Source organism: Novosphingobium taihuense (genome assembly GCF_007830315.1).
Lineage (GTDB): Bacteria > Pseudomonadota > Alphaproteobacteria > Sphingomonadales > Sphingomonadaceae > Novosphingobium > Novosphingobium taihuense.
In genome coordinates, this window is sequence record NZ_VLKJ01000002.1 from 86,148 (window position 1) to 109,385 (window position 23,238).

Here is a 23,238-nt window from a genome sequence, read left to right on the forward strand (position 1 = left end):
CAGAGGAGCCGCAGCGTGCAAGACTTCGCAAATCAGATCGCGTTCATCACCGGCGGCGCCTCGGGTGCCGGGCTCGGCCAGGCGCAAGTCTTTGGCCGCGCAGGCGCAAAGGTCGTCATCGCCGACATCCGCGCCGAAGCGATCGAGCAGGCCCTCGCTTCCCTACGCGCCGAGGGCATCACCGCCCACGGCCTCGTGCTCGACATCATGGACCGCGCCGCCTACGCCCGCGCCGCCGACGAGGTCGAAGCGGTGTTCGGCGCCCCGCCCACGCTCCTGTTCAACACAGCCGGCGTCAACAGCTTCGGCCCTGTCGAGAACACCAGCTACGACGATTTCGACTGGATCATCGGCGTCAATCTTGGCGGCGTTATCAACGGCATGGTCACATTCGTGCCCCGCATGATCAGGAGCGGCAAACCCGGCCACATCGTCACCACCTCGTCCCTGGGCGGCCTGATGGGCAGCGCGCTTGCCGCGCCCTATTCGGCAGCCAAGGCGGCAGTGATCAACCTGATGGAGAGCTACCGCCAGGGCCTCGAAAAGCATGCAATCGGCGTCTCGGTCCTGTGCCCTGCCAACATCAAGTCCAACATCGCCGAAGCCAGCCGCCTGCGCCCCGCCCAGTTCGGCCAGAGCGGCTATGTCGAAAACGAGGACTCGATCGCCTCGCTCCACTCGATCCACCAGCACGGCATGGACCCGGTGGAACTTGCGCAGCACGTCAAGCGCGGCATCGAGGCGAACCAGCTCTACATCATCCCCTATCCCGAAGCGAAAGACGGCCTGCGCGCCCACTTCGACCAGATCGTGGACTCCGTCCTCCCCCTCGAAGCCGACCCCGAAGGCGCACGCATCCGCACCGAAGCCTTGCAGAACTGGGCGGCGGGCCGGGCAAAGGTGTTCATGGAGAAAGGAGGCTGAACCCGCCTCGGGCTGATCGCTGCATGAGCCAGCGGGTGACGCAGACTGGACGAAGGCCGAAACCACAAACTTTGCGTCCGAACTTGAAATAGCCTGATTATCGCCCTCCTGATCCACTAGAGCCTGGTGGTCAAAGCCCAGCGGTGGAGACGTTAGCCGCCTTGGGCAGCATGGAGTGGTCTTATGATAGGTTCAATTCTGCGAGCGTTGCGCGGTTGCGATGGCCGCGAGGCTAGCTCGCGTGCAACAGCTGATCCTGCCATTGGCGACATCACCCGATCGGGCTTTCTGAAGCTGGTGGCGGGTACGGCAATGGCCGCGGGGCTTGGCGATGCCGCGTCGGCACACAGACGGCACACCAAACCCAAGATTCCGCCCGTCACCGACATCGACAAGCTCTACGACGCCTGGCAGGACCGCATGAACGTCGGCGATCTTGAAGGGTTGGTCGATCTTTACCTGGATGACGTCACGTACGTGAACCCCGATGGCAAAGTGCTCCATGGCAAAGCTGCAGTGCGCGAGGATTTCACCGCGATACTGGCGCTCAAGCCGCAGATCGTCCTGGGAGATCGCAAGCACCTGCTGTGGCGCGATGTGGCGCTGACGACCAACCATTGGCGCATGACCTTCGCTGGCCCCGACGGCAAGGAGCAGGTCCTGACCGGTGGTGGCATCGAAGTGATGCGCAAGCAGGCCGATGGCGGCTGGCGCTACATCATCGACGACGCTTCAAGGTCGGCCTCAAAGTAAAGGCAAAGGGCGCGCTGGCCACTTTCGGCCGGCGCGCCACTCGCTCATTCCGGCGCAGGCGCAAGCCTCAGGACAACCGCATTGTCCTCGTCCGTCACGGCATAGAGCAACCCGTCCGGCCCCTGCCGCACATCCTTGAACCGCTGGTGCAGGCCATCGAACAGCACTTCCTGGCGCAGCTCCTGCAGCTTGTCGTTGAAGACAACGCGGATCAGCGCACCCGTGCCGTTGATCTGCCCGCGCCTGGCACTGGCAATGAACAGATTGTTCTTCCAGCGCGCAAACCTCTCACCCGAATAGAAGGCGATGCCCGAAGGCGCGATGGCGGGAAGCCACACCATGTTCGGCCCCTGCGTCCCTGCCTTGACCGGCGCGTGGGGCAGCGGTGACCCGCCATACTCGTTGCCATAGGTCGAGATCGGCCAGCCATAGTTGCGGCCCGGCAGGATCTGGTTCAGTTCGTCCCCACCCTGCGGCCCATGTTCGGATGCCAGCAGTGCACCGCCTTGCGGGTCGATCGCCATGCCAAGCGGATCGCGATGCCCATACGTCAGGATCTCGGCACGCGCACCCTTGCGACGTGCAAACGGGTTGCCGGAAGCAGGTGTGCCGTCATCGTTCAGCCGCAAGACCTTGCCGTAGATATTGTCCACCCGTTGCGCCGACATGATGTCGCCCGTGCTCAGGGCCCCGACCGATACATGAACAAGACCATCACGGCCGAACTGGATGCGCGATCCACCCGCACCGATCACCGGCTCACCCGTCATCAGGTCCTTCATCTCGACAAGGCGCATCCCATCGAGACGGGCGCGCGCCAGTATCGTCGCGACGGTAAGCCGCCCGGCCTTGGCATCGAAAGCCATTGGCTTGTTGTAGGTAAGATAGATCAGCCGATTGCTGGCAAAGCCGGGATGCAGCGCGATGTCCTGAATGCCCAGCACATCGTCGGGATGAACGTGCTCCTGCCTGCTGTAATCCGGCACGCCGCCAAGGCCATCGGCAACAAGGTCCGGCTTATCGGAGATCGCCCCGCGCAACAGCCGCAAACGCGAACCACGTTCTACCAGCAGCGCGTCACCATCGGGCAGGAAGGCAAGGCTGTAGAGATGCGAAAGGCCACGGGCGATCACCCGTGCGCTAACGCCATGCTGTTCGGCGCTGTCGAAGCGGTACTCCCTGTCTTCGACGGCAACGGGCTTCAGACCGACTTCTTCCTCTCCAGCGGCCTGTGCCACTCCAGAGCTTGCCAGCAGCGTGACCGCGAAGCCTGCCTCAACCACGCGCCTGAAAACCGCAGCCCCCATTCCCAGCTCCATATCCTTGTGCGCAGGCCGGTGACCCGCCTCGCAACCACCGGCCAATGGTAGTCCGCCTGCGCAACCGGGTGTGATTGCGCAGGCGGTCATCGTCTTGTCATTACGGGCCAGCCCGCTTCAGGCCACGCCCTTTGTTCAATCGCGCAACGATAACGTGAGCCCGATCGTGCGTGGGCGGAAGCTGCCAGCACGGAACCACACCGAATCCGGCGTGTCATGATAAAGCGCGAGAAGCGGCTGTTCGTTGGTCACGTTGTTGATGAACAGACTGAGATCGGCCTCTGCCTTGCCGCCAAGCTTGAACCTGCCGCCAAAGCGCAGGTCGAGCTGGGAAGTCGCGGGCGGACGCGGCAGCGCCGGATCGACCAGTGGCGAATTGAGGTCGATCGGCTTGTTGTTCTTCGATGAGTAGGAGAAGTCTGCACGGCCATAGACTTCGCCATCGCCCACCGGCTGCGTCCATTGCCCGTTGAGCTGGATGGACCAGGGTGCGGTGGGGAAAGGCTCACCCGCACGGCGGATGGTCGTGGCGTTCGGTCCTGGAATGTTGGTCGAATACCGGGCGTTGGTATAGGCGACCGAGGCCCCGATCTGCAGCTGATCGATCGGCTTTACCGCCAGCGAGAAATCGAACCCGTCGATCTTCGCATTGCCAAGGTTGAGCGTGGTGTAGATCGTGCAGACCGGCAACGGCAGCAGCGTCTGGACGTTCTTCCAGTCGATGTGGAATGCCGAAGCGTCAATTGCCAGCTTGCCGTCGAACAGGCGGTTCTTCGAACCCACCTCGTAGCTCCAGATCGAATCCGGCTTGACGTTGACCGAACGCAGCGGATCGAAGCCAACCGCAGCCGCGTCGTCCGCGCAAGTCGCACCCACCGGCGGCGAAACGCCGGGGCCGCGCACGCCCTTGGCTGCGCTTGCATAGAAAAGATTGTTCCGGTCGGCCTGGAAGGACAGGCCAAGGCGCGGCGTGAAGTCCTTGCTGGTGACGCGCAGGTTCTCGGTCTGCCCGTCGGTGGTATAGAACGGACCCGCGCTGAAGCCCTGGAAGCGATACTTCGCGATGGTGTAGCGCCCGCCCAGCGTAACCTTCAGGCGCGGCAGGATTTCGTAATCGGCCTGGGCATAGGCAGCGATCTGCTCGTCGCGGTGAATGTTGCGCTGGAACAGGCTGAACTGGCCTTGATAGAGCTCAACGCCGAACGCATCGGTCAGGCTGTCGAACCGCGGCTCGCCAAGATTGTCCTGGCCGAGGTTGAGCACATCGAGAAGGCGCAGATCGCGGCCTGCATACTGATCACGCACGTAGGACTTCTGGTAGAATGCACCGACGATCCAGTTGAACGGATCGTTCGAACTGTCGTTCTGCAGGCGCAGTTCCTGGGTGAAGGCGGTCTGCTTGGTGCGGCTGCCGGTCGATGGCACATAGTCGACGAAGCCTGCCGGGAATGCACCCGAAGTCTGGCCAAGCAATGCAATGCCGAGCGTGGAATCATCGCTCTGCGTGCTCGTGGTGCGATAGAAGTACGAGGTGTCAGAAACCAGCGTGGCACCGCCCAGTTCAAGCTCCACCTTCAGCGCCGGAAGATAGAAATTGTCCTTGTGGTTCTCTGGCTGGCGGTTGAGGCTGAGGCGCTGATCGCCGCTGTCGAGATCGCTTTCCGCAACCTCGAAGCGCGCACCATCGCGGATGGTCTGGTGCTGATAGTACATCGACGGCGTGATGGTCAGCGCCTCGGTGGCCTTCAGGCCCACCGCGATGCGGGCGGTGAAGGAATCCGAACTGTTGATGTCCTTTTGCACCACCTGCTTGGTCACACGATCGAGCCGGTCGATGTAGCCGCCATCGCGGCGATACCAGGCGCTGGCACGCAGGCCGATCTTGTCGGTCACGATCGGCGCGCCCACGGCAAGGCCTGCCTCGTAGCTTGCGGCGCCGTGCTTGGTCGCGGCGATTTCGGAGCGACCGTAGATCGCCAGATCGTCATAGCTCGGCTTGGGCATGATGAAGCGCAGCGCGCCGCCCACCGACCCGCTGCCGAACAGCGTGCCCTGTGGCCCGCGCAGCACTTCAACGCGATCGAGGTCGAACACCTGCGGATAGGGATTGGAAAGCGACGGGCTGACCCCGACGCGCGTCTGCACCGGAGTGTCATCGATGTAGATGCCGGTAGTGGGAATGCCCGACGATGAATCGACACCGCGAATGGCAATCGTGGTCTGGCCCGTGCCGTAAAGCGTGGCGCTCTGGCCGAAGCTGATGCCCGGCGTGATCTGGGCGATGTCACCGACCGAGCGCACGCCCTGGACGTCGAGTTCTTCCTGCCCCTTGGCAACGATGCTGGCAGGCACGCGGCTGAGCGACTGAGCCTTGCGCGTAGCGGTGACGATGATCTCGCCCACGCCAGCGCCCTCGCCAGCTTCGGCGGAATCCTCGGCTCCAGCCTGCGTCGCTTCCTGCGCTTGTGCGGAATGAGAAACGATCATCAGCGCGATTGCACAGCCGCCCAGCAATCTGTTGCGGAATGCGGTCGCGGCTTGGACGGTTCTTGTGCGTGCCATTTTCGTGTCTCCCTTTTCGTGCTGTTCCAGAGAGCCTCGGCCCCTCGAACTGGGTGCGCGATACCTTGCCCAGCCGTCGATCACGGTCCGGCCTCCAGCGGCGGGCATCCCCTGTGCCTGCCGACTCGTATCTGGACGTCGATTTATTTTAGACCTAAAATAATTGCAACTGTATGTTGCGTCTCGATTCCATTAAGACTCGATGCGATCAGGCACGGCGGGATTTTCGGGACCCTGGAAAGGGGAGGTTTGAGCTTGGAATCGACAAACGATGGCAACTCCACGCCCTTCCCGCCGGAAATGGAGCGTGAAGTTGCGCGCTTTCGTGCGGCGCTTTCGGCAAGTCGTTCCGCTGCCCAGCTCAAGTTGTTCGATTTCCTTGCCGAACGTTCGGCCGATTCCCGGTCGCCCAAGGAAATCGAGATTGCCATCGCCGTTTTCGGCGGAGAAGGCAGCCTGCCCGATGGCGCTGCGGATTCGGGCGTCAGGGTCTATGTGCACCGGCTCCGCAAGCGCATCGACGAGTTCTATGCTGGCGAGAACGGCGCACGCCTGGTCATTCCCAAAGGCGAGTACCGGCTGACCCTGCAACGTCCTGCTGCGGTCGAGCAGAAGCAAGGACTGGTCGAGCGCGCTCTGGCATCTTTGGCACGCCCGACCCGCTGGCACTGGATCGCCTTGGGCGCTGTGCTTTGCCTTATCGTGGCAAGTGCAATCTTTCTGCCCGCAGGCGGTACTGCCGACGATGATGCGCGCAAGCTCGCAGCGACGCGCTTCTGGAGCGGGCTGGATGACACAGCCCCTGTTACCTTGCTCGCAGGCGATTCCTTCATGCTTGCCGAGACGCGCGACCAGAACAGGGTTGATCGCATCATTCGCGACAGCGCCATTCAATCGCGGGAAGACCTTGGACAGCATCTCAAGTCCCATCCCGAAGCATTCTATCGGCTCTATGATCTGGATTTGCACTATGCTCCTGCAAGCACCGTTCAAGCCGTTTGGGATTTGCAGGCATCCTTCCCGCCAACCCGCTCAGGCAAGACGAGAAAGCTCTCGGTTTCATCGCTGTCCGGGGCTGACGGCTCGATCTTGCGGGCGCGGACGATGCTCTATGTCGGCCGACTGGCCGATCTTGGCACGCTGCGCGACACTTACCGTGCGGTTTCCAAATTCGTGCCTGAAGGAGATAGCTCTATTCGCGACATTGCCAGCGGCAAGGTGCTGGGCACCTCGTCTCCCGAAGCTGGTTCAAAGGATGCCGCCAGAACGACCGACATCGGTACCATTGCCAGCATGCGTGCGCCTGATGGCCGCAGGTTGATCTTCATCTCCGGCCTGGGCGATCTTGCCCTTGCCGACATGGTGCGCCTTGTCACTGATCCGGTGGCGCTTGGGCAGCTTGAGGCAAGAGCAAGAAAGGGGCGCTATTACGAAGCATTGTTCCAGGTGCGCTCGGTCGATGGAATCCAGACCGATCGCCAGCTGGAGGCTATTCACCCGCTCGGCTGATGGAGCAGTGATGATCGAATCGATGCTGGGATAAGCGACAGAATACAGGCCGATCCCGTCAGAACCCTGCGCGCCGCAGCTGCGCGCAATGACAAGGGCCGGCTCGTACCGCCACCCGATATCCTCGGTCACGCACAGGCGATCCGGTTGTCGGCAACGACGCGATCAGGCAAAGCCAGACCCGTTGTACGGATGACATTGGGGACGGAGATGGAAGAACGGTCGGCGCGAGAAGAGCCTGCAGGCGCAGGGTCTCCCGAGCTGCGCCTGTGGGTGCGCTTGCTGCGCTGCGCCAAGATTGGCGAAAAGCAGTTGCGGCGCAATTTCGAGGACCAGTTCGATACGACCCTGCCACGCTTTGACGTGATGGCCGCCCTCCATCGCGAACCCGATGGCATGAGCATGGGTCGCCTGTCGAAGGCGTTGCTCGTATCCAACGGCAATGTCACGTCCATCGTTCGCCAGCTGCATGCTCAGGGACTGGTCCTGTCGCAGCCCGATCCTCAGGACGGCCGCTCGGCCATCGTCTCGCTGACAGAACAGGGCGAACGTCAGTTCAGGCAGTTGGCGGAGGCCCACCACCGCTGGATCGCAGACATATTCCGGGACGTCCCGCCAGCCCGCATCTATCAGCTGGTCGACGGGCTGGGCGAAGTGCGAAGACTGTTGGGGGACAAGACTTGAGCGCCGATCTGGCTACAACGGCGCACCCCAGGCGCTGACCGGAACGATATCGAGGCTGCTGACCCGCCCGTCGGCCGTTTCGATCAACCGCAGGTCCAGAGCGCCACCGTCATAGCGCGCACGCAGGCGCGATACCACGCCGCCGCAGCCTTTTTCCGTGGCGAACACCGCAACCTCGCGGCGGGCGCCCAGCGGTGCGATCGTGCCGGCGTATTGCGCCACCATCTCCAACAGGTCGACCTTGGCATAGTCGGCGTACTTCGCCGGGATCACGCGGTTGGCGGCAAGATCATCGAGCAGGGCCTCGACGCGCGCGATCTGGTGCGGATCGTTTGCGGCAACCGGTGCCGCTCCGTTCGATCCCGCCTGCCACAGCCCGGCGATCCTGCGCCCAAGCGTGGGCGCGTCGGCCGCCTCGCCATTGGCAAGGACAACCACTGTCATGTCTCGCGCAGGATTGCGCAGCGCGAATGTCTGGAAGCCCTGCCACGATCCCGCATGCGACCAGACACCGCCGTCCTGATACCAGCCAGGACCGTAGCCGCAGCGGCTGCCGTCCCGAAGCTGCGCAGGCTGCGCCATCTTCTCCCACGATGCCGGGGAAAGAATGCCCTTGCGCGCCATCACCTGCGCCCATGCGGCATAATCGAGCACCGAGAGATATAGCGACCCGTCCGCCGTTGAATTGGCCGTGGCCGAAATCTTCTCTGCATTGCGCAGCTTGCCATCGCGCACTTCATAGCCCGACGCGCGGTCAGGAATGATCGCCAGTTCATCGATCCCGCGCACCCGGCCCATGCCTGCCGGTGCGAACAGGCGCTTCTGAAGATAGGTGGCAAAGTTCTCGCCGGTCACTTTCCGGATGACGAAGCCCATCACCACATAGCCCGCATAGCTGAACCGCCAGCGCTCTCCCGGTTTGAAATTGGTCTCCTGCCCGCCGATGATGGCCAACAGTTCGGCCTCGGTGTATTCCTTCTGAAAATCGCCGCTGGGCGTGGCAGGAACGCCGGACGTGTGATTGAGCAGCTGCCGGATCGTTACCCGGGCCCAGGTCCTGGGCAAAGCCGGCAGGTATTTGCTAATCGGATCGTCCAGGTCGATCTTGCCGTCCTGCGCCAGCAGGAGGATGCCCGCCGCGGTGAACTGCATGCCGGTCGCACCGGCCTTGAACAGGGTGTCGGGATGGACCGGCGCTTGCAGTTCGATATTGGCAAGGCCATAGCCCTGCACCTTGCGCAAGACGCCATGTTCGATCACGCCCACCGCAATGCCCGGCACTTGCCCCCGCTTCATTTCTGCAGTGACCAGATCGTCGACGGGATCGGCCTTAGCCATTGAAGGGATTGCGGCAAGGCTCAGGAACGCGATTGCGATGTGCAGGTGGATCTTCATGCTGCCATCCTGCCCTGTCCGATGCCAGAGCCGTATTGCCGAACCGGACGTTTCCTTTTCACACCCGGCCATGCCTTCATCGCGGCGTGGCGCTCGGTGCAGCGATGGGGCGATATTCGGGCGTCGTGGCAGAACGATCCCAGATGCCCTGCGTCCGGATCGCCCGCTGAAACACGGGCGCCGCCCCGAGATTGACGCTCCCCAGGGTGCGGACCTGATAAAGCGCCTCGAACCCTTGCGAAGACAGCACGGCCTGGGTCCGAAGCGGTGCAAGGCGTGATGGATCGACCACAAGTTCCGCCATTTCCCTTAGGCCGGGATCGCGCAGGGCCGCGATGACGATCAGGGTATTCCCCGCAGGCCCGGGAATTCTCGCGACATAGCCATAATCGCGTCGCGATATCTGTTCGTCGCGCAGTTCGACCCCGTCCGATCGATACTTTCTGCCAGTGGCCATGTCTGTCACGCTGACCAGATCGTCATCCAGCCGAAGTGGTGACGCCTGCACCAGTGGATCGCGCAGGATCGCGCTGACCCCGCTGAGCTGGCCGATGTAGATCACGTCGGTCGATTTCAGCAGGTCTGGCGAAAGCTGCGATGCTGAGATCAGCCGTACCTCGCGCTTACGGAACACGGCGTCGCGCCGCAGCGCTGCCCGAACAGCAAACGCACCGGCAATCGTCCCTGACGAAACATAGTGCTGGTTCGTGTCGAGCACGCGATCGGCCTTTTCCGGGTTGAGCATCTGGTAGATGATCAGGTCCTCGGGGGTCGGCACCTGGCGATCCCACACAAGTTTTCGCGTATCCGGCCTGCGCTGGTTCTCGCCCGCAGCATCGGGCAGGCTTTCGTAGAAATAGTAGTCGCCCATGACCACCGTGATCGGACGGCTTGATCCGCTGATGGCCGCCCAGGGCATGGAATCGGCCAAGCGCGTTTCATCGGCCGGCTTCAACGCGAACCACGCCGCCAGCCCTGCCATTGACAGCAACACCAGAACGGCGCTCCACCGGAAGACGGGACGGGTGAGCATGGGACGCGGGGCAGCCGGAACCGCCGCAGCAATTCCGCCGGCATCCGAATCCTTTTCCGTAGCATCAGTCACAAGCCGCAGCAGATAGCTTCCAACCGGCAGATCCAGCCGGTCGCCATCAGTGCCTGGGGGAAGTTCCTTCAGCACCTTGCGCAGGCGATGAACGTAGACCCTGACATTGGCGTCCCCACGCGGCGCATTGGTGCGTCCGGTGGAGAAAACCTCGTCCGCGATCTGCTGCTCCGTGGGGGGATGCCCCTCGAGACTGCGCTTGAGGAGGAAGTCGAACAGGCGAAGCAACTTGTCGGATCGGTTGCCTTCCAGTCCAGGGCGCACGCATGCGGCCGCAGCGAGGAACCTTGCCTCGTCAAGCGCCGCTTCGTCGCCATCCTGTCTCAAGTCAGCCATTGATCAAATATCAACAATCACTTTCAAAGGGCAAGGACCGTTGAAAAATGTGAACTTGCGCCGAAGCCCTGTGACAGACGTTACACGAACCTTTCCAGCCCTGAAACCAAGGATTTTCAGCGCTACTGTAACGGTTTCACAACTGTAATCGGCTTCGCTCCTTCGCAGACTCCGCTCACCATCGGTTGCAGGTCGCCGCCAGATGACAAGATGCCCTTCGCCAGCCGACTCAGCTGGCAGGCAAATCGGCATTGTTACGGCGCACGTCATCGTTCGAGAGGAGTACATATGATCCGCATCCGCAAGACCACCGCTGCCTTCATTGGTGCAGCAGCGCTTGCTGCAGGCGTCGTGTCGCCAGCCATCGCCCACCATTCCTTTGCGATGTTCGATCAGACCAAGATCACCACCAAGGTGCGCGCCACCGTTTCCGAATTCCGTTTCACCAACCCGCACTCGTTCGTGGTCGTGAACGTGAAGGAAGGGGCAGGCGTCACGCGCTATGCTTTCGAATGCAGCAGCGTGAACATGATGAGCCGCGCTGGCTGGAAGCACAACACGCTCAAGGCGGGTGACACGGTGGATGTCACCTTCTTCCCGCTGCGCAACGGCAAGCCGGGCGGCATGCTCAAGACCATCAAGGTTGCCGACGGCCGCACGCTCAGCGGCTGGTAAGCCGATCAGTTACCGGGGGCGACGGATGCAGTCGCCCCTCCTTCAAGCAACAAGCAGATGCGGGCGGCGAAGGATCGGGCCGGATCGCACGGGAGAATCTTGCATGCGTCTTATCGCCATCAAAGCTCTGGCTGGCGTCGCTGCGCTTGGACTTGCCAATTCGGCTCTGGCTGCAACGGCGCCTGCCCCTGTGCAGCCGGCCGTTCAGGCGAACAAGGCCGAACCTGACATCAACGGCATCTGGGAAATCTACCCGGACCCCTTCGCAGGTGAAGAGAACACCTTCCTCGAGCTTCCCGTCCCCGGAGACGGGCCGAAGCTGCGCGAGCCTTATGCGACCGAGTGGAAGACGCTGCGCGCCAATCGCGATGCAAAGCTGAAGGCCGGCACGCCTCTGGTCGATCCCAGCACGCAATGCACACCTGAAGGCATGCCTTCGGTCATGGGCGCGATCTTTCCTCTCGAATTCCTTCAGACGCCCGGCCAGGTCACCGTTCTGGCGGAATTCATCACGCAGACCCGCCGCATCTACCTCAACAAGAAGATGCCTGCGCTCGAAGAGCTGACGCCCTCTTATTACGGCATGTCCGTCGGCAAATGGGAAGGCGACACGCTGGTCGTGAAGACCATCGGCGTAAAGGAAGAAACCCGCTTCTTCGAAATTCCGCACAGCTACGAAATGACCATCACCGAACGGATCAAGGTGACCGGCCCCGGCCTGATCGAGAACGAGATCACGATCGATGATCCCAAGGTCCTGCTCGAACCCTACCGCTTCACCTACGGATACAAGCGCAATCCCGAATACCAGATCATGGAATACTACTGCGATCGCGAAGATCCGCTGTTCAAGGTCAAGGAAGACGGAACCGTAGAGATGAAGACCGCGGACGAGATCAAGTAACGCCATGACATCCCGCCGCGAACTGCTCGTCCAAGGGCTTGTTGCATCCGTCGCCCTTGCCTCGCCGGCAATGGCACGCAGATCGGTTCGCGTCGTCTCGGCGACAAGGCGCGATGACACGATCCGCAATCTTGGCGGGCTTGGCGATGGCTACAAGATGACGGTGCGGCCCGATGGGTCGCACCTCATCGCGGTCAACGATGGACCGGGCTGGGCAGATCCGCCCAAGGCCTTTTACACAACCCGGACATGGCAGATGGCTGGCGGGCCCGGGGCGGTCAAGTTCGCCGATCTTGCAGGCTACCCGATCCTCAATCGATCGGAGCGCCCGCCCGAGGCACCGCATTACTACGGCCACGGGCTGGTGCAGGTCGGGAACACGATCTACCAATTCCTTGGAACGCTCGATCATGCCGAGGACCGGCCGCGCCGCTGGACCGGGGCCAAATTGATCTGGTCTTCCGACAACGGCGCCACCTGGCGCAACCAGGATGGCTCGACGCCGGTCGTGTGGGAAGACTGGAAGGACCAGTCCCGCACCAGCATGGCCTTCTTCGAGCCCGACGGCTGCTTTTCCCTGCTTTCGATCCTGCAATATGGCGCAGGAAAGGCTGGCCCTGACGGCTATGTCCATGTCTATGGCCTCAACGGCAGCGTCGATGGCAAGATGAACGAACTGGTCCTGTTCCGCGCCAAACCGCAGGACCTTGCCAGAAGAGCCGGTTACCAGTTCTTTGCCGGCCATGACCGCGCCGGCCGGCCGCGCTGGAGCGCTGATATCCTTGAGCGCAGGCCCGTGCACACCTTTCCGCTGGGCTGGGTCAACAGCGTGAACCTGTTCCCCGGCGATCTGGTCGTTGAGTCATGGCTGCCGAGCGTGGTCTACAACGCTCCACTTGGCCTTTACATGATGTCCAGCGCAGGCATCGGTGTTGCATCAGATGGCACTGAGTTCGGCAAGGCCAGCTACTTCGGACTTTGGGTTTCACAGCATCCCACCGGCCCATGGCGGCAGATTCACGAAGACACCGCATGGAAGCCGGGCGGAGATCCACAATCGCTGGCCTATGCTCCACAGATCGCACCCGGCTGGATCGCACCAGATGGCAAGTCCTTCTGGCTGGTCTGGCCCGATCTCAGGGGTATCCGTGAATTCGGCGCCAATGGCGAAGGCGAGCTTGAAGCAGCTCTGTCAAAGGCGAACACCGCCGAAGAGCGCACCGTGATCGAAACTGGCGTTGTCAGGCGCTTCATGCCCGGCTTCAGCATGAACATGCAAAGGATCGACCTGACATTGGCTTGACCTTCTTTATATCTCAATTTATGCATTTGCATATTAATTGGGACTCGGAGAAGGATTGCCATGGCCGAACGCTCTTTTGCAAAGGAGGTCGAACACCTCCGCCTTGGCGAGGGTGAGACGTTCAAGGGTGAAGCGATCCTCGCAATCACCAAGGGGCTGTTGCAGGCTGGCGTGTCCTACGTCGGCGGCTATCAGGGGTCGCCGATCTCGCACCTGATGGACGTGCTGTCGGATGCAAAGGACATCCTCGACGAACTGGGCGTGAACTTCCAGAGTTCAGCCAACGAGGCCACCGCCGCAGCAATGCTGTCGGCGTCGGTGATGTACCCCTTGCGCGGTGCAGTTGCGTGGAAATCCACGGTCGGCACCAACGTCGCGTCAGATGCCCTTGCCAACCTCGCTTCGGGCGGCGTGAAGGGCGGCGCGATGGTAATCATCGGCGAAGACTACGGCGAAGGCTCCTCGATCATGCAGGAGCGCACGCATGCCTTCGCGATGAAGTCGCAGATGTGGCTGCTCGATCCCCGGCCCGATCACACCTGCATCGTCGATCTGATCGAAAAGGGCTTCCAGCTATCGGAGGCGTCGAACACGCCGGTCATGCTCGAAGTGCGCGTGCGCACCTGCCACATGCACGGCAGCTTCGTGGCCAAGGACAACGTCCGCCCGGCCTTCACGCTGCAGGATGCCCTCAACAATCCCTCGCGCGATCTCGATCGCATCGTGCTTCCGCCTGCCGCCTATCAGCACGAACAGGAGAAAATCCACCATCGCCTGCCTGCCGCCATCGATTTCGTGCGCGATAACAGGTTGAACGAATGGTTCGGCCCGGAGCAGGGCAAGGTCGGCCTCGTCCTTCAGGGCGGCATGTACAACAACGTGATCCGCGCGCTGCAGTACCTCGGTCTGTCCGATGCCTATGGCAACACCCAGGTCCCGCTCTACGTGATGAACGTGACCTACCCGGTCATCGACACCGAGATCGTTGATTTCGCCACCGGCAAGGATTCGATCCTGATGATCGAGGAAGGCCAGCCCGAATACCTTGAACAGGCCGTCAACACGATCCTCAAGCGCAAGGGAATTGCCACCCGCGTTCAGGGCAAGGACGTGCTGCCGATGGGTGGTGACTATTCGGTGCAGGCCCTGCTCAGCGGCATTGGTGCATTCCTCGAGGAAAACCACCCCCACCTGCTCGGCAACCGCCCGCCCTTGCCTGATGCGCGCGACGTGCTGACATTGCCCCAAGTCGAAAATCTAAAGACCGTCGTACCCAGCCGCCCGCCGGGCCTGTGCACCGGTTGCCCCGAACGCCCGATCTTCGCCGCAATGAAGCTGGTCAATCAGGACCTAGGCGAACACCACGTATCGGCCGACATCGGCTGCCACCTCTTCTCGATCCTGCCGCCGTTCAACCTTGGCAACACCACCATGGGCTTTGGTCTAGGCGCGGCATCGGCAGCGGCGTTCGGCCAGAAGGGCGGCAAGCGCTCGATCGCGGTGATGGGCGATGGCGGCTTCTGGCACAACGGCCTCACCAGCGGCATCGGCAACGCCGTGTTCAACAAGCACGACGGCGTGTTCCTGATCGTCGACAACTACTATTCATCGGCGACCGGCGGGCAGGACATTCTCTCCTCCCGCGCGAACAACCGCAATCGCAAGACCAACAACCCGATCATCAAGGCGGTCGAAGGCGTCGGCGCGACATGGGTCCGCGAGGTCGATCGGACCTATGACGTCGGCAGGATGAAAGAGGTGCTGACCGAGGCCCTTACCACCAAGGAGGAAGGGCCGAAGATCATCATCGCTTCATCGGAATGCATGCTTAACAAGCAGCGCCGGGTGAAGCCACTGGTCACCAAGGCGATCAAGGACGGCAAGCGCGTGGTCAAGGAGCGCTTTGGCGTGGACGAGGACGTCTGCACCGGCGACCACGCCTGCATCCGCCTGTCGGGCTGCCCCTCGCTCTCGGTCAAGCAGCTTGACGATCCCCTGCGTGACGATCCGGTCGCGGCGATCGACAATTCCTGCGTTGGTTGCGGCAATTGCGGCGAAGTGTCGGAGGCGGCGGTGCTGTGCCCTTCGTTCTATCGCGCCGATGTCATTCACAACCCCACGTGGTGGGACAAGTTCAAGGCGAGTTGGTCGTTGGCCCTCGTGAGTTACCTGCAAGTTCGCCGTTCGCGCCGTAGAGTTGGAGTTCAGTTCGCATGATGCGCGATGACACGGTTCGCCTGCCCCTCGCCCCTGCCGGAGATGCCACAGAACGCCCGATTTCCCTGGCTATCGTGGCCATGGGCGGCCAGGGCGGCGGGGTCCTGACCGGCTGGGTGGTCAAGCTCGCCGAGGATGCGGGCTGGGTTGCCCAGTCCACCTCGGTTCCCGGCGTGGCCCAGCGCACGGGCGCAACGATCTACTATGTCGAGATGATGCAGGCCCAGAACGGGCGGAAACCTGTTCTCGCCCAGATGCCCACCCCCGGCGATGTCGACGTGGTGCTGGCGTCCGAGTTCATGGAAGCGGGCCGTTCCATCCTGCGCGGCATAGTCACGCCGGACAAAACGACCCTGATCGCCTCGGATCATCGCTCGCTCGCGATTTCGGAAAAGAGCGCGCCAGGGCTTGGCATTGCTGACAGTGACGCGGTGACCGAAGCAGTAGGCGTGGTGGCGCGTCAGGAGATCGTGTTCGACATGAACGCGCTGGCCATCGAGAACGGCAGCGTGATTTCCGCCGCGATGTTCGGTGCGCTTGCGGGATCGGGCGCCCTGCCCTTCCCACGCGAGGCGTATCACGCCGTCATCGGTTCGGGCGGCAAGGGCGCTGCGGCAAGCAAGCGCACGTTCGACGCGGCCTTCGATCGCGCCTGCGCTCCCGCAAAGCCCGCCGAGGCAGTTGTCGCCACACCACCGCCTGCCACTATACCCCGCTTCGAAGATCGACGCATGGCTGCCCTCGGCCAAAGGATCGAAGCACTTGGCCTGCCGTTGCGGGTTACAGAAATGGCACTGCACGGCCTTGCAAAAGTGGTGGATTTTCAGGACCTTGCCTACGGCACCGAGTACCTCGATCGTCTCGAAGCGATCCACAGGACGGACCGAGCGCTGGACGGAGCAAGCCAGGATTACGATCTGACCTTCCAGGCCGCAAAGTACCTCGCCAATGCCATGACCTATGACGATATCGTGCGCGTGGCAGACCTGAAGACACGCGCCGCACGCCGTCAGCGGATCGTTGACGAGATCGGCGCAAAGCCCGACCAGATCCTGCACACGACCGAATACATGCATCCGCGGCTGGAAGAGCTGGCAGGCATTCTCCCTGTCGGTCTGGCCCGATGGCTGAAGCACAGGTCCGGCCTGTACAACTGGCTAGATCGCAGGATCGACAAGGGCCGCCGTGTGCACACATATTCCGCCGGCTGGTTCATCCTGCTTTATGTAGTTGGCGGGCTCAGGAGCTGGCGGCGCAGATCGCTGCGCCATGCCTCGGAGATGGCGCATATCGCAGAATGGCTTCAGCAGGCGCTTCACGCAGCCCAGCAGGATTATGAACTGGGCGTCGAGATCATGAAGTGTCGCCGCCTGATCAAGGGCTATTCCGACACGCACGAGCGCAGCCAGTCGAAGTTCTCGAAAGTCATTGCCACGATCCAGCAGTTGCAAGGCCGCGATGATGCCGCGCAATGGGCCCGGCGGCTTCGGGAAACGGCTATCCGCGAAGGCGAAGGCGGCGATCTCGACGGACTGATCAGGACCATCCGCTCGTTCGCCTGATCTGCGCTGGCGTGCTTGCCTCGCAAGGAGCAACGCTGCAAAAGCCCCGAAAGGCATTCCGCAAAGGCAGACAGTCCCGATTATGCACGATCGCAGTTTGGAAGTCCGCGTCTGGGTCGCTGCGCTGTCGTTTCAGTCCGAGTTCTATGTTCGCCTCAATCGCGCTCTGATGCGCGAATGCGGGCTGACCTTGGCAAAGTATGATTTTCTTGCGCAGATATACGGCGTCGACGACGGCCTCACTCTCGGGGAGCTGACACGCAAGCTCAAGGTTACAGGGGGCAATGTGACCGGGCTTGGCAAACGCCTTGTTGCCGATGGCCTCGTCACCAGGGAAGCCTCGCCGACAGACCGCCGATCGTTTATCGCCCGGATCACGCAAAAGGGCTCCGAAGCCTTCGAAGCGGCACGGGCTTACCATGACAGTCTGGTGGACGATTGGCTGGGCGAGAGCGTGCCGGAAGGAAACCTTGAAACGACGCTCGCCTCGCTGGAGATGCTGCGGACCGCGCTTGGCAGGAAAGGCAAGGCCAATGGCAAGTGACGCGGCCCCTCCCGCTACCATTGAAGCGCTGGAAGCGCAGCTTTCGTACCTGATCAATCGCCTTGCCAGCCACGGCCAGTCACGGTTGGGTGCGATGCTGAAGCAATCCGGTGCATCGCTGATCGTGCTGCGGACGCTGTCTGTCCTGCACATCGAAGGCGGGCTGACGATCAACGAAATCGCGGAACGCACGTTCAGCGAGCAGTCCAAGGCCAGCCGCACGATTGATTCGATGGTCGCGGCCGGACTGGTCGAACGCCACACCCCGGACAATGATCTCCGCCGCCGCGAAGTGGTGCTGACGCAAGCCGGGCGCAAGCTGCTGCTGGATTGCTGGCCCCAGATGGAACTGTTCAATGCCCTTGTCTGCAAAGGGATTTCCGAAGAGGATCTGGCAACGACCCGGCGCGTGCTGATGGCCATGACAGCAAACCTGCGCCCCTGACAAAAGCCTCGGAAGCGTATGACAGGATCACTTGACGAAATTTAGTTTATAGCTCAATTTATGCATATAGATATTTATCAGGGGAGTGACGCGTGAGTCTGCAAGACCGGAATGGACCGGGCGAAACCGTATTCTCGCGCTTTGCCGCCACTGCTGCGCGCTATCCCGCCAAGCCGTTCCTGAACGTCCTGCCCGAAACAGCTGCGATCTATGGCATCGCGGCGGGCGAGATCACTTATGCCGCAATGTACGAAGCTGCCGCGCTGCGTCGCTCGGCGCTTGCCGCGGCCAATGTCGGCAAGGGCACACGCATCGGCCTGCTGCTCGAAAACCGCCCGGTCTTTCTCGAGATTTTCCTCGCCGCCAACAGCCTCGGTGCCTCGATCGTTCCGATCAATCCCGATCTGCGCGCTGCGGAACTGGAATATCTTGTCTCCCATTCCGAAATGGCGCTTGCCTTCGTGACGCCCGCTCGGCGCGCCGAACTATCGGCCGCAGCGAAAGCCGGCGGGTGCCCGATCCACTGCATCACGCCAGACGACGCGGTTCCGGCACTGCAAGGCGCTGCCATGGCCAATGCGGTTCTCGGCCCATCAACGGAAGCCGCGCTGCTTTACACGTCAGGCACCACGGGAAGCCCCAAGGGCTGCGTGCTTTCGAACGAGTACTTCCTGCATTCGGGTGACTGGTATCGCGATACGGGCGGGCTGATAACGCTGGTCGAAGGCGAGGAGCGGATGCTTACGCCCCTGCCCGTGTTCCACATGAACGCGCTTTCGGTTTCGGTCATGGCGATGATCACCGTGGGCGGATGCCTTACCATCCTTGATCGCTTCCACCCCCGCACGTGGTGGCAATCGGTGCGCGACAGCGGCACAACCTGCCTCCACTACCTCGGTGTGATGCCTGCGATGCTGATGAGCGCCCCGGAGAGCGATGAAGATCGCAAACACTCGGTGCGCTTCGGCTTTGGCGCCGGCTCACCGCGCGAACTGCACACACCTTTCGAAGCGCGTTTCGGCTTTCCGTTGATCGAGGCATGGGCCATGACCGAAACCGGCAGCGGTGGTGTGATCAGCGCCCACAACGAACCGCGCAAGGTCGGCACGAGCTGCTTCGGTCGCCCCGGCCCGCAGCTCGAGATCCGCATTGTCGATGATGCAGGCAACGACGTCGGCCATGATGCGCCGGGCGAGCTTCTTGTTCGCCGCGCCGGTGACAATCCCCGCTATGGCTTCTTCACCGAATATCTCAAGAATCCCGAAGCCACCGCCGAAGCGTGGGATGGCGGCTGGTTCCACACCGGTGACATCGTCCTGCGCGATCCCGAAGGCGATCTTCACTTCGTCGACCGGAAAAAGAACGTCATCCGCCGCTCGGGCGAGAACATTGCCGCGGTCGAGGTCGAAGCCATCCTTGCCCGTCACCCCGGCATCCGCGAAGTTGCCGTCGCCGCTACGCCCGATCCCGTTCGGGGCGATGAGGTTGCCGCACTCGTCGTCAGCAACGATGCCGAAAACCCCGCCGAAACGGCAAGCGACATCGTGCGCTGGGCGCTGGGCCAGATGGCCTATTACAAGGCGCCCGGCTGGCTTGGCTTCGTCAGCGAACTGCCGCGCACGCCCACCGAGAAGATCCTGCGCGCCGCACTGAAAACGGTCGTCGCCGAGAAAATGGAGCGGGGCGAGTTGCACGATACCCGCGCGCTCAAGAAGCGGCAGCCATGAGCAGGGCCCAGGCCCCTTACACCGGCGTCGCAGTCTGCGCTCCGATTACGGTGCCGTATCAGCGATTTTCGGCTGAACCTGCACACTGGTGGGCGGGCCGTGCCTTGCGGTTGCTGCACGAGAACACGGGCCTGCGCCCGGCAGACATCGATGGGTTCTGCTTCTCAAGCTTCTCCTGCGGCCCCGATACTGCCGTGGGCATGACCCAGCATCTGGGCCTGACTCCGCGCTGGCTCGACCATATTCCGACCGGGGGCGCCAGCGGCGTGATGGCCCTGCGCCGTGCCGCCCGCGCTGTGCAATGCGGCGATGCCGAACTGGTCGTCTGCCTGGCAGCGGACACGAACCAGATCGACAGCTTCCGGCACAGCCTTGCGGGCTTTTCCCGCTTTTCGCAGGACGCGGTCTACCCTTATGGCTTCGGTGGTCCGAACGCCACCTTTGCCCTGATCACCGACGCCTACATGCGCGAATATGGGGTGACGCGCGAAGACTTCGGCAAGCTGTGCGTTGCCCAGCGCGCGAATGCAGGATCGAACCCGCTGGCCCTGCAGCGCAAGCCTTTGTCGCTGGACGCCTACATGGCGGCGCGGCCGATTGCCGATCCGGTCCACCTGTTCGATTGCGTGATGCCCTGTGCCGGGGCGGAGGCATTCATCGTGACCACACCCGAACGTGCCGAAGAGCTGGGCCTGAAGATGGCGCAGATCCTCGCCACGATCGAACGGCACAATGCCTTCCCGGAAGATCCGGTGCAGCTTCGCGGCGGTTGGGCCATGGACATCGAGGGCTTTTGGCAGACCGCCCGGATAACGCCGGCAGAGGTCGATACCCTGCAGGTCTACGACGATTACCCGGTGATCGTGGCCATGCAGATCGAGGACCTTGGCTTCTGCAACAAGGGCAAGGTGGGTGAGTTCATCCGTGCCAATGAGTTCACGATCGATGGCGACCTGCCGCTCAACACCAATGGCGGCCAGCTTTCCGCCGGTCAGGCGGGCGCAGCCGGCGGTTTCCAGAACGTGACCGAAGGCTTGCGCCAGATCCTGCACGCGCCGCTGGGCGATCAGGTGCCCGACGCCAGCATCGCGGCGATATCTGGCTTTGGCCTCGTGAATTACGATCGCGGTGTCTGCACGGCCGCGGCATTGCTGGAGGCTCTGCCATGACCGCCGCTCGCGAAAGACGCGATCCGCTTGCCCGCAAGAAGCTGCGGCATGTGCCATCAGGGCTGCGGAGCCGCGCTATGCATGCGCTGTCTGCCCGTGCGGCCCAGGGACTCTTTGCGTTGCAGGCCTGCACCGAATGCGGGACCGCAACCTACCCACCGCGCGATGCCTGCCCGCTGTGCTGGGGGGAACTCGCTTGGACAGAGCAGCCCAGTGGCGCGAAGGTGCTGTGCGAGACGACCATCCGCGTTTCGACCGACCTTTATTTTCGCGAACACATGCCCTGGCGCATGGGCAAGGTCCTGCTTGATGCCGGGCCTGTCGCCCTTGTCCACCTTCATGCCGCCTTGCATCCCGATGACCGCGCAGACGTGCGCATGATGATCGACCGGGGCGGCAACGCCGCGCTTTTCGCCGTACCCGCAGGAGACACCGATCTGATGAGCGATCCGCAGTGGCGCGAATTCATCGTGCCGATCGAAGGCCGCATCGTGCTGGTCAGCGATGCACGCAATGCCATCGGCAGGGCCATGGTGAAGGAACTGCAGGCAAGAGGTGCAGAACTGATCGTGGCAGGCCTGCCCGGCCCCGCGCTGGCATCGGATGCCACCGATGCCGTGCTCACGCTCGACCGGGTGCAGGCCATCGCGCTTGACGTTACCGATGCGACATCCGTTGCCGAAGCGGCCAGCCGGATCGGTGGTCCGCTCGATATCGTGGTGAACACCGCACGCCATGTCCGCGCCGGGGGCGTCAGCGCCAATCCCGGTTTCGTCGAGCAGCGGAGGGCGTTCGAAGTTTCGGCCATGGGTCTGTCGCGCCTTGCCAGCACCTTTGCTCCAATGCTGGCAGGCAGGCCGAACGGCGCCTTTGTCGATGTGCTGTCGTCGGCGGCACTGGTCGGCGATGCTGCGCAGGCTGGTTTCGCGGCGGCAGAGGCTGCGCGCCATTCCCTGCTGCAATCGCTCCGCCATGAGATGCGCGGGGCAGGCGTTCGCGTCATGTCGGTGTTCACCGGCCCGGTCGACGACGCTGACCATCAGGCCCTACCGCCGCCGAAGGTTGCGCCTGCGCGCATTGCCGCCAGCGTCGCCGAAGCGCTTTTGAACGGGCGTGAACAGACCTGCGTGGGCGATGTCGCCCAGGACGCGATGGAACGCTGGCTGGCCGACCCTGCCCTTCTTGCCCGGGAGAAGAACCTGTGACCGACGCGCGCACCCTGATTGCCGATCTTGCCAGTGCCATTGCCGGCGGCGGGATCGAGATTGTCGACCTGACAAACGTGCTCTCTCCCGATTTCCCGGTGATCGTGCTGCCGTCGGAATTCGGCCAGTGCGAACCGTTCCGCATGGAAACAGTCTCTCGCTATGATGGCAATGGACCGGCGTGGTACTGGAACAACATCTCGATGAACGAACACACCGGAACGCATTTCGATGCACCGGCGCACTGGATCACCGGCAAGGACGTGCCCAACGGCACGGTCGATGCCGTTTCGCCGCAGGATTTCTTCGCCCCTGCCGTGGTCGTGGACATCTGCGCCGAAGCTGCTGCGGACGAGGACTTCATCGTTACCCGCCCGTTCCTCGAAGCCTGGGAGCAGGCCAACGGTCCGATACCGCCTCGCCACTGGGTGTTGCTGCGCAGCGACTGGTCGAAGCGGGTCGGCACGCTGTCCTATCTCAACCTGCGCGATGATGGCGCCCATTCGCCCGGCCCGGATGCCGATGCCATGCGCTTCCTGGTGCATGAGCGCGACTGCGTGGGGCTGGGCGTGGAAACGGTTGGCACCGATGCGGGACAGGCCTCGCACTTTGACGAGCCGCTCCCCGCTCATTCCATTCTCCACGGCAATGGCCGCTTCGGCCTGCAATGCCTAACGGGCCTTGATCGCCTGCCCACGTTCGGGGCGATGATCGTGGCGATGCCGCTGAAGATCAAGGGCGGTTCGGGCAGCCCCTTGCGCGTGGCAGCGATGATCCCCGCGTAGCGCAAAAGCGTGGCTGGCCGGATTTACAATCCAATCCGGTTGAAGCGCTATAAGCCTCGTCCGCCAAATGTGGCACTCTTCCTGCAAGCGACAATACGCTCAACCCAGCAAACGA

Annotated in this window: 19 protein-coding genes; 15 read left to right on the top strand and 4 right to left on the bottom strand. The window is 62.5% G+C overall.

Going from position 1 to position 23,238, the window contains the following annotated elements; all coding sequences use genetic code 11:
- Nucleotides 1-15 precede the first annotated feature (15 nt).
- Together IQ25_RS05425 and IQ25_RS05430 are read left to right on the top strand one after the other, a co-directional pair.
- Complete coding sequence (locus tag IQ25_RS05425) at nucleotides 16-924, top strand: SDR family NAD(P)-dependent oxidoreductase (RefSeq protein WP_144903446.1); 909 nt, start codon at nucleotides 16-18, stop codon at nucleotides 922-924.
- 183 nt (nucleotides 925-1,107) lie between these two features.
- Nucleotides 1,108-1,677 (top strand): YybH family protein, encoded by a 570-nt coding sequence (locus tag IQ25_RS05430; RefSeq protein ID WP_144903448.1) that lies wholly within the window; start codon nucleotides 1,108-1,110, stop codon nucleotides 1,675-1,677.
- Nucleotides 1,678-1,721: 44 nt separating this feature from the next.
- Here the strand turns inward: IQ25_RS05430 and IQ25_RS05435 are convergent, their stop codons facing one another.
- Together IQ25_RS05435 and IQ25_RS05440 are read right to left on the bottom strand one after the other, a co-directional pair.
- Complete coding sequence (locus tag IQ25_RS05435; protein WP_158637669.1) at nucleotides 1,722-2,984, bottom strand: PQQ-dependent sugar dehydrogenase; 1,263 nt, start codon at nucleotides 2,982-2,984, stop codon at nucleotides 1,722-1,724.
- A 147-nt stretch (nucleotides 2,985-3,131) separates the two neighbouring features.
- Complete coding sequence (locus tag IQ25_RS05440; RefSeq protein WP_158637670.1) at nucleotides 3,132-5,558, bottom strand: TonB-dependent receptor; 2,427 nt, start codon at nucleotides 5,556-5,558, stop codon at nucleotides 3,132-3,134.
- Between the two features lie 255 nt (nucleotides 5,559-5,813).
- On the opposite strand from IQ25_RS05440, the gene IQ25_RS05445 reads away from it, so the two are divergent.
- Nucleotides 5,814-7,067 carry a hypothetical protein gene (locus IQ25_RS05445; RefSeq protein WP_144903457.1) on the top strand — a complete coding sequence of 418 codons (1,254 nt, stop codon included), beginning with the start codon at nucleotides 5,814-5,816 and terminating at the stop codon, nucleotides 7,065-7,067.
- A 210-nt stretch (nucleotides 7,068-7,277) separates the two neighbouring features.
- Nucleotides 7,278-7,751: a MarR family winged helix-turn-helix transcriptional regulator gene (locus IQ25_RS05450; protein ID WP_220094519.1), complete on the top strand. Its 474-nt coding sequence runs from the start codon at nucleotides 7,278-7,280 to the stop codon at nucleotides 7,749-7,751.
- A gap of 12 nt (nucleotides 7,752-7,763) precedes the next feature.
- Here the strand turns inward: IQ25_RS05450 and IQ25_RS05455 are convergent, their stop codons facing one another.
- Nucleotides 7,764-9,146: a serine hydrolase gene (locus IQ25_RS05455; protein ID WP_144903460.1), complete on the bottom strand. Its 1,383-nt coding sequence runs from the start codon at nucleotides 9,144-9,146 to the stop codon at nucleotides 7,764-7,766.
- A gap of 76 nt (nucleotides 9,147-9,222) precedes the next feature.
- Nucleotides 9,223-10,587 (bottom strand): helix-turn-helix domain-containing protein, encoded by a 1,365-nt coding sequence (locus tag IQ25_RS05460; protein ID WP_144903463.1) that lies wholly within the window; start codon nucleotides 10,585-10,587, stop codon nucleotides 9,223-9,225.
- Nucleotides 10,588-10,875: 288 nt separating this feature from the next.
- On the opposite strand from IQ25_RS05460, the gene IQ25_RS05465 reads away from it, so the two are divergent.
- The 11 genes from IQ25_RS05465 (at nucleotide 10,876) to IQ25_RS05515 (ending at nucleotide 23,123) form a co-directional block, all read left to right on the top strand.
- Entirely contained in the window at nucleotides 10,876-11,262 is a 387-nt protein-coding gene (locus IQ25_RS05465) for a DUF6152 family protein (RefSeq protein ID WP_144903465.1), read from the top strand.
- A 103-nt stretch (nucleotides 11,263-11,365) separates the two neighbouring features.
- The gene (locus IQ25_RS05470; protein WP_220094520.1) at nucleotides 11,366-12,166 is read left to right on the top strand and encodes a hypothetical protein; all 801 of its coding nucleotides are present in this window, start codon (nucleotides 11,366-11,368) and stop codon (nucleotides 12,164-12,166) included.
- A gap of 4 nt (nucleotides 12,167-12,170) precedes the next feature.
- On the top strand, nucleotides 12,171-13,469 hold the full coding sequence (locus tag IQ25_RS05475) for a DUF4185 domain-containing protein (RefSeq protein WP_144903468.1): 1,299 nt from the start codon (nucleotides 12,171-12,173) through the stop codon (nucleotides 13,467-13,469).
- Nucleotides 13,470-13,529: 60 nt separating this feature from the next.
- On the top strand, nucleotides 13,530-15,686 hold the full coding sequence (locus IQ25_RS05480; RefSeq protein ID WP_144903471.1) for a thiamine pyrophosphate-dependent enzyme: 2,157 nt from the start codon (nucleotides 13,530-13,532) through the stop codon (nucleotides 15,684-15,686).
- Entirely contained in the window at nucleotides 15,683-17,248 is a 1,566-nt protein-coding gene (locus tag IQ25_RS05485; RefSeq protein ID WP_220094521.1) for an indolepyruvate oxidoreductase subunit beta family protein, read from the top strand. Before IQ25_RS05480 ends, IQ25_RS05485 begins: the two co-directional genes overlap by 4 nt.
- Nucleotides 17,249-17,330: 82 nt before the next feature.
- A complete protein-coding gene (locus IQ25_RS05490) occupies nucleotides 17,331-17,792 on the top strand; it encodes a MarR family winged helix-turn-helix transcriptional regulator (protein WP_144903474.1) in 462 nt (153 codons plus the stop codon).
- Entirely contained in the window at nucleotides 17,782-18,237 is a 456-nt protein-coding gene (locus IQ25_RS05495; protein WP_158637671.1) for a MarR family winged helix-turn-helix transcriptional regulator, read from the top strand. Before IQ25_RS05490 ends, IQ25_RS05495 begins: the two co-directional genes overlap by 11 nt.
- Before the next feature lie 92 nt (nucleotides 18,238-18,329).
- Nucleotides 18,330-19,964, top strand: coding sequence for an AMP-binding protein (locus IQ25_RS05500; RefSeq protein WP_258536956.1), 1,635 nt, complete (start codon nucleotides 18,330-18,332; stop codon nucleotides 19,962-19,964).
- Nucleotides 19,961-21,133 carry a thiolase family protein gene (locus IQ25_RS05505; RefSeq protein WP_144903480.1) on the top strand — a complete coding sequence of 391 codons (1,173 nt, stop codon included), beginning with the start codon at nucleotides 19,961-19,963 and terminating at the stop codon, nucleotides 21,131-21,133. The genes IQ25_RS05500 and IQ25_RS05505 overlap by 4 nt, the downstream gene beginning before the upstream one ends.
- On the top strand, nucleotides 21,130-22,338 hold the full coding sequence (locus IQ25_RS05510; protein ID WP_144903483.1) for an SDR family NAD(P)-dependent oxidoreductase: 1,209 nt from the start codon (nucleotides 21,130-21,132) through the stop codon (nucleotides 22,336-22,338). The genes IQ25_RS05505 and IQ25_RS05510 overlap by 4 nt, the downstream gene beginning before the upstream one ends.
- Nucleotides 22,335-23,123: a cyclase family protein gene (locus IQ25_RS05515; RefSeq protein WP_144903486.1), complete on the top strand. Its 789-nt coding sequence runs from the start codon at nucleotides 22,335-22,337 to the stop codon at nucleotides 23,121-23,123. The genes IQ25_RS05510 and IQ25_RS05515 overlap by 4 nt, the downstream gene beginning before the upstream one ends.
- Nucleotides 23,124-23,238: the final 115 nt, after the last annotated feature.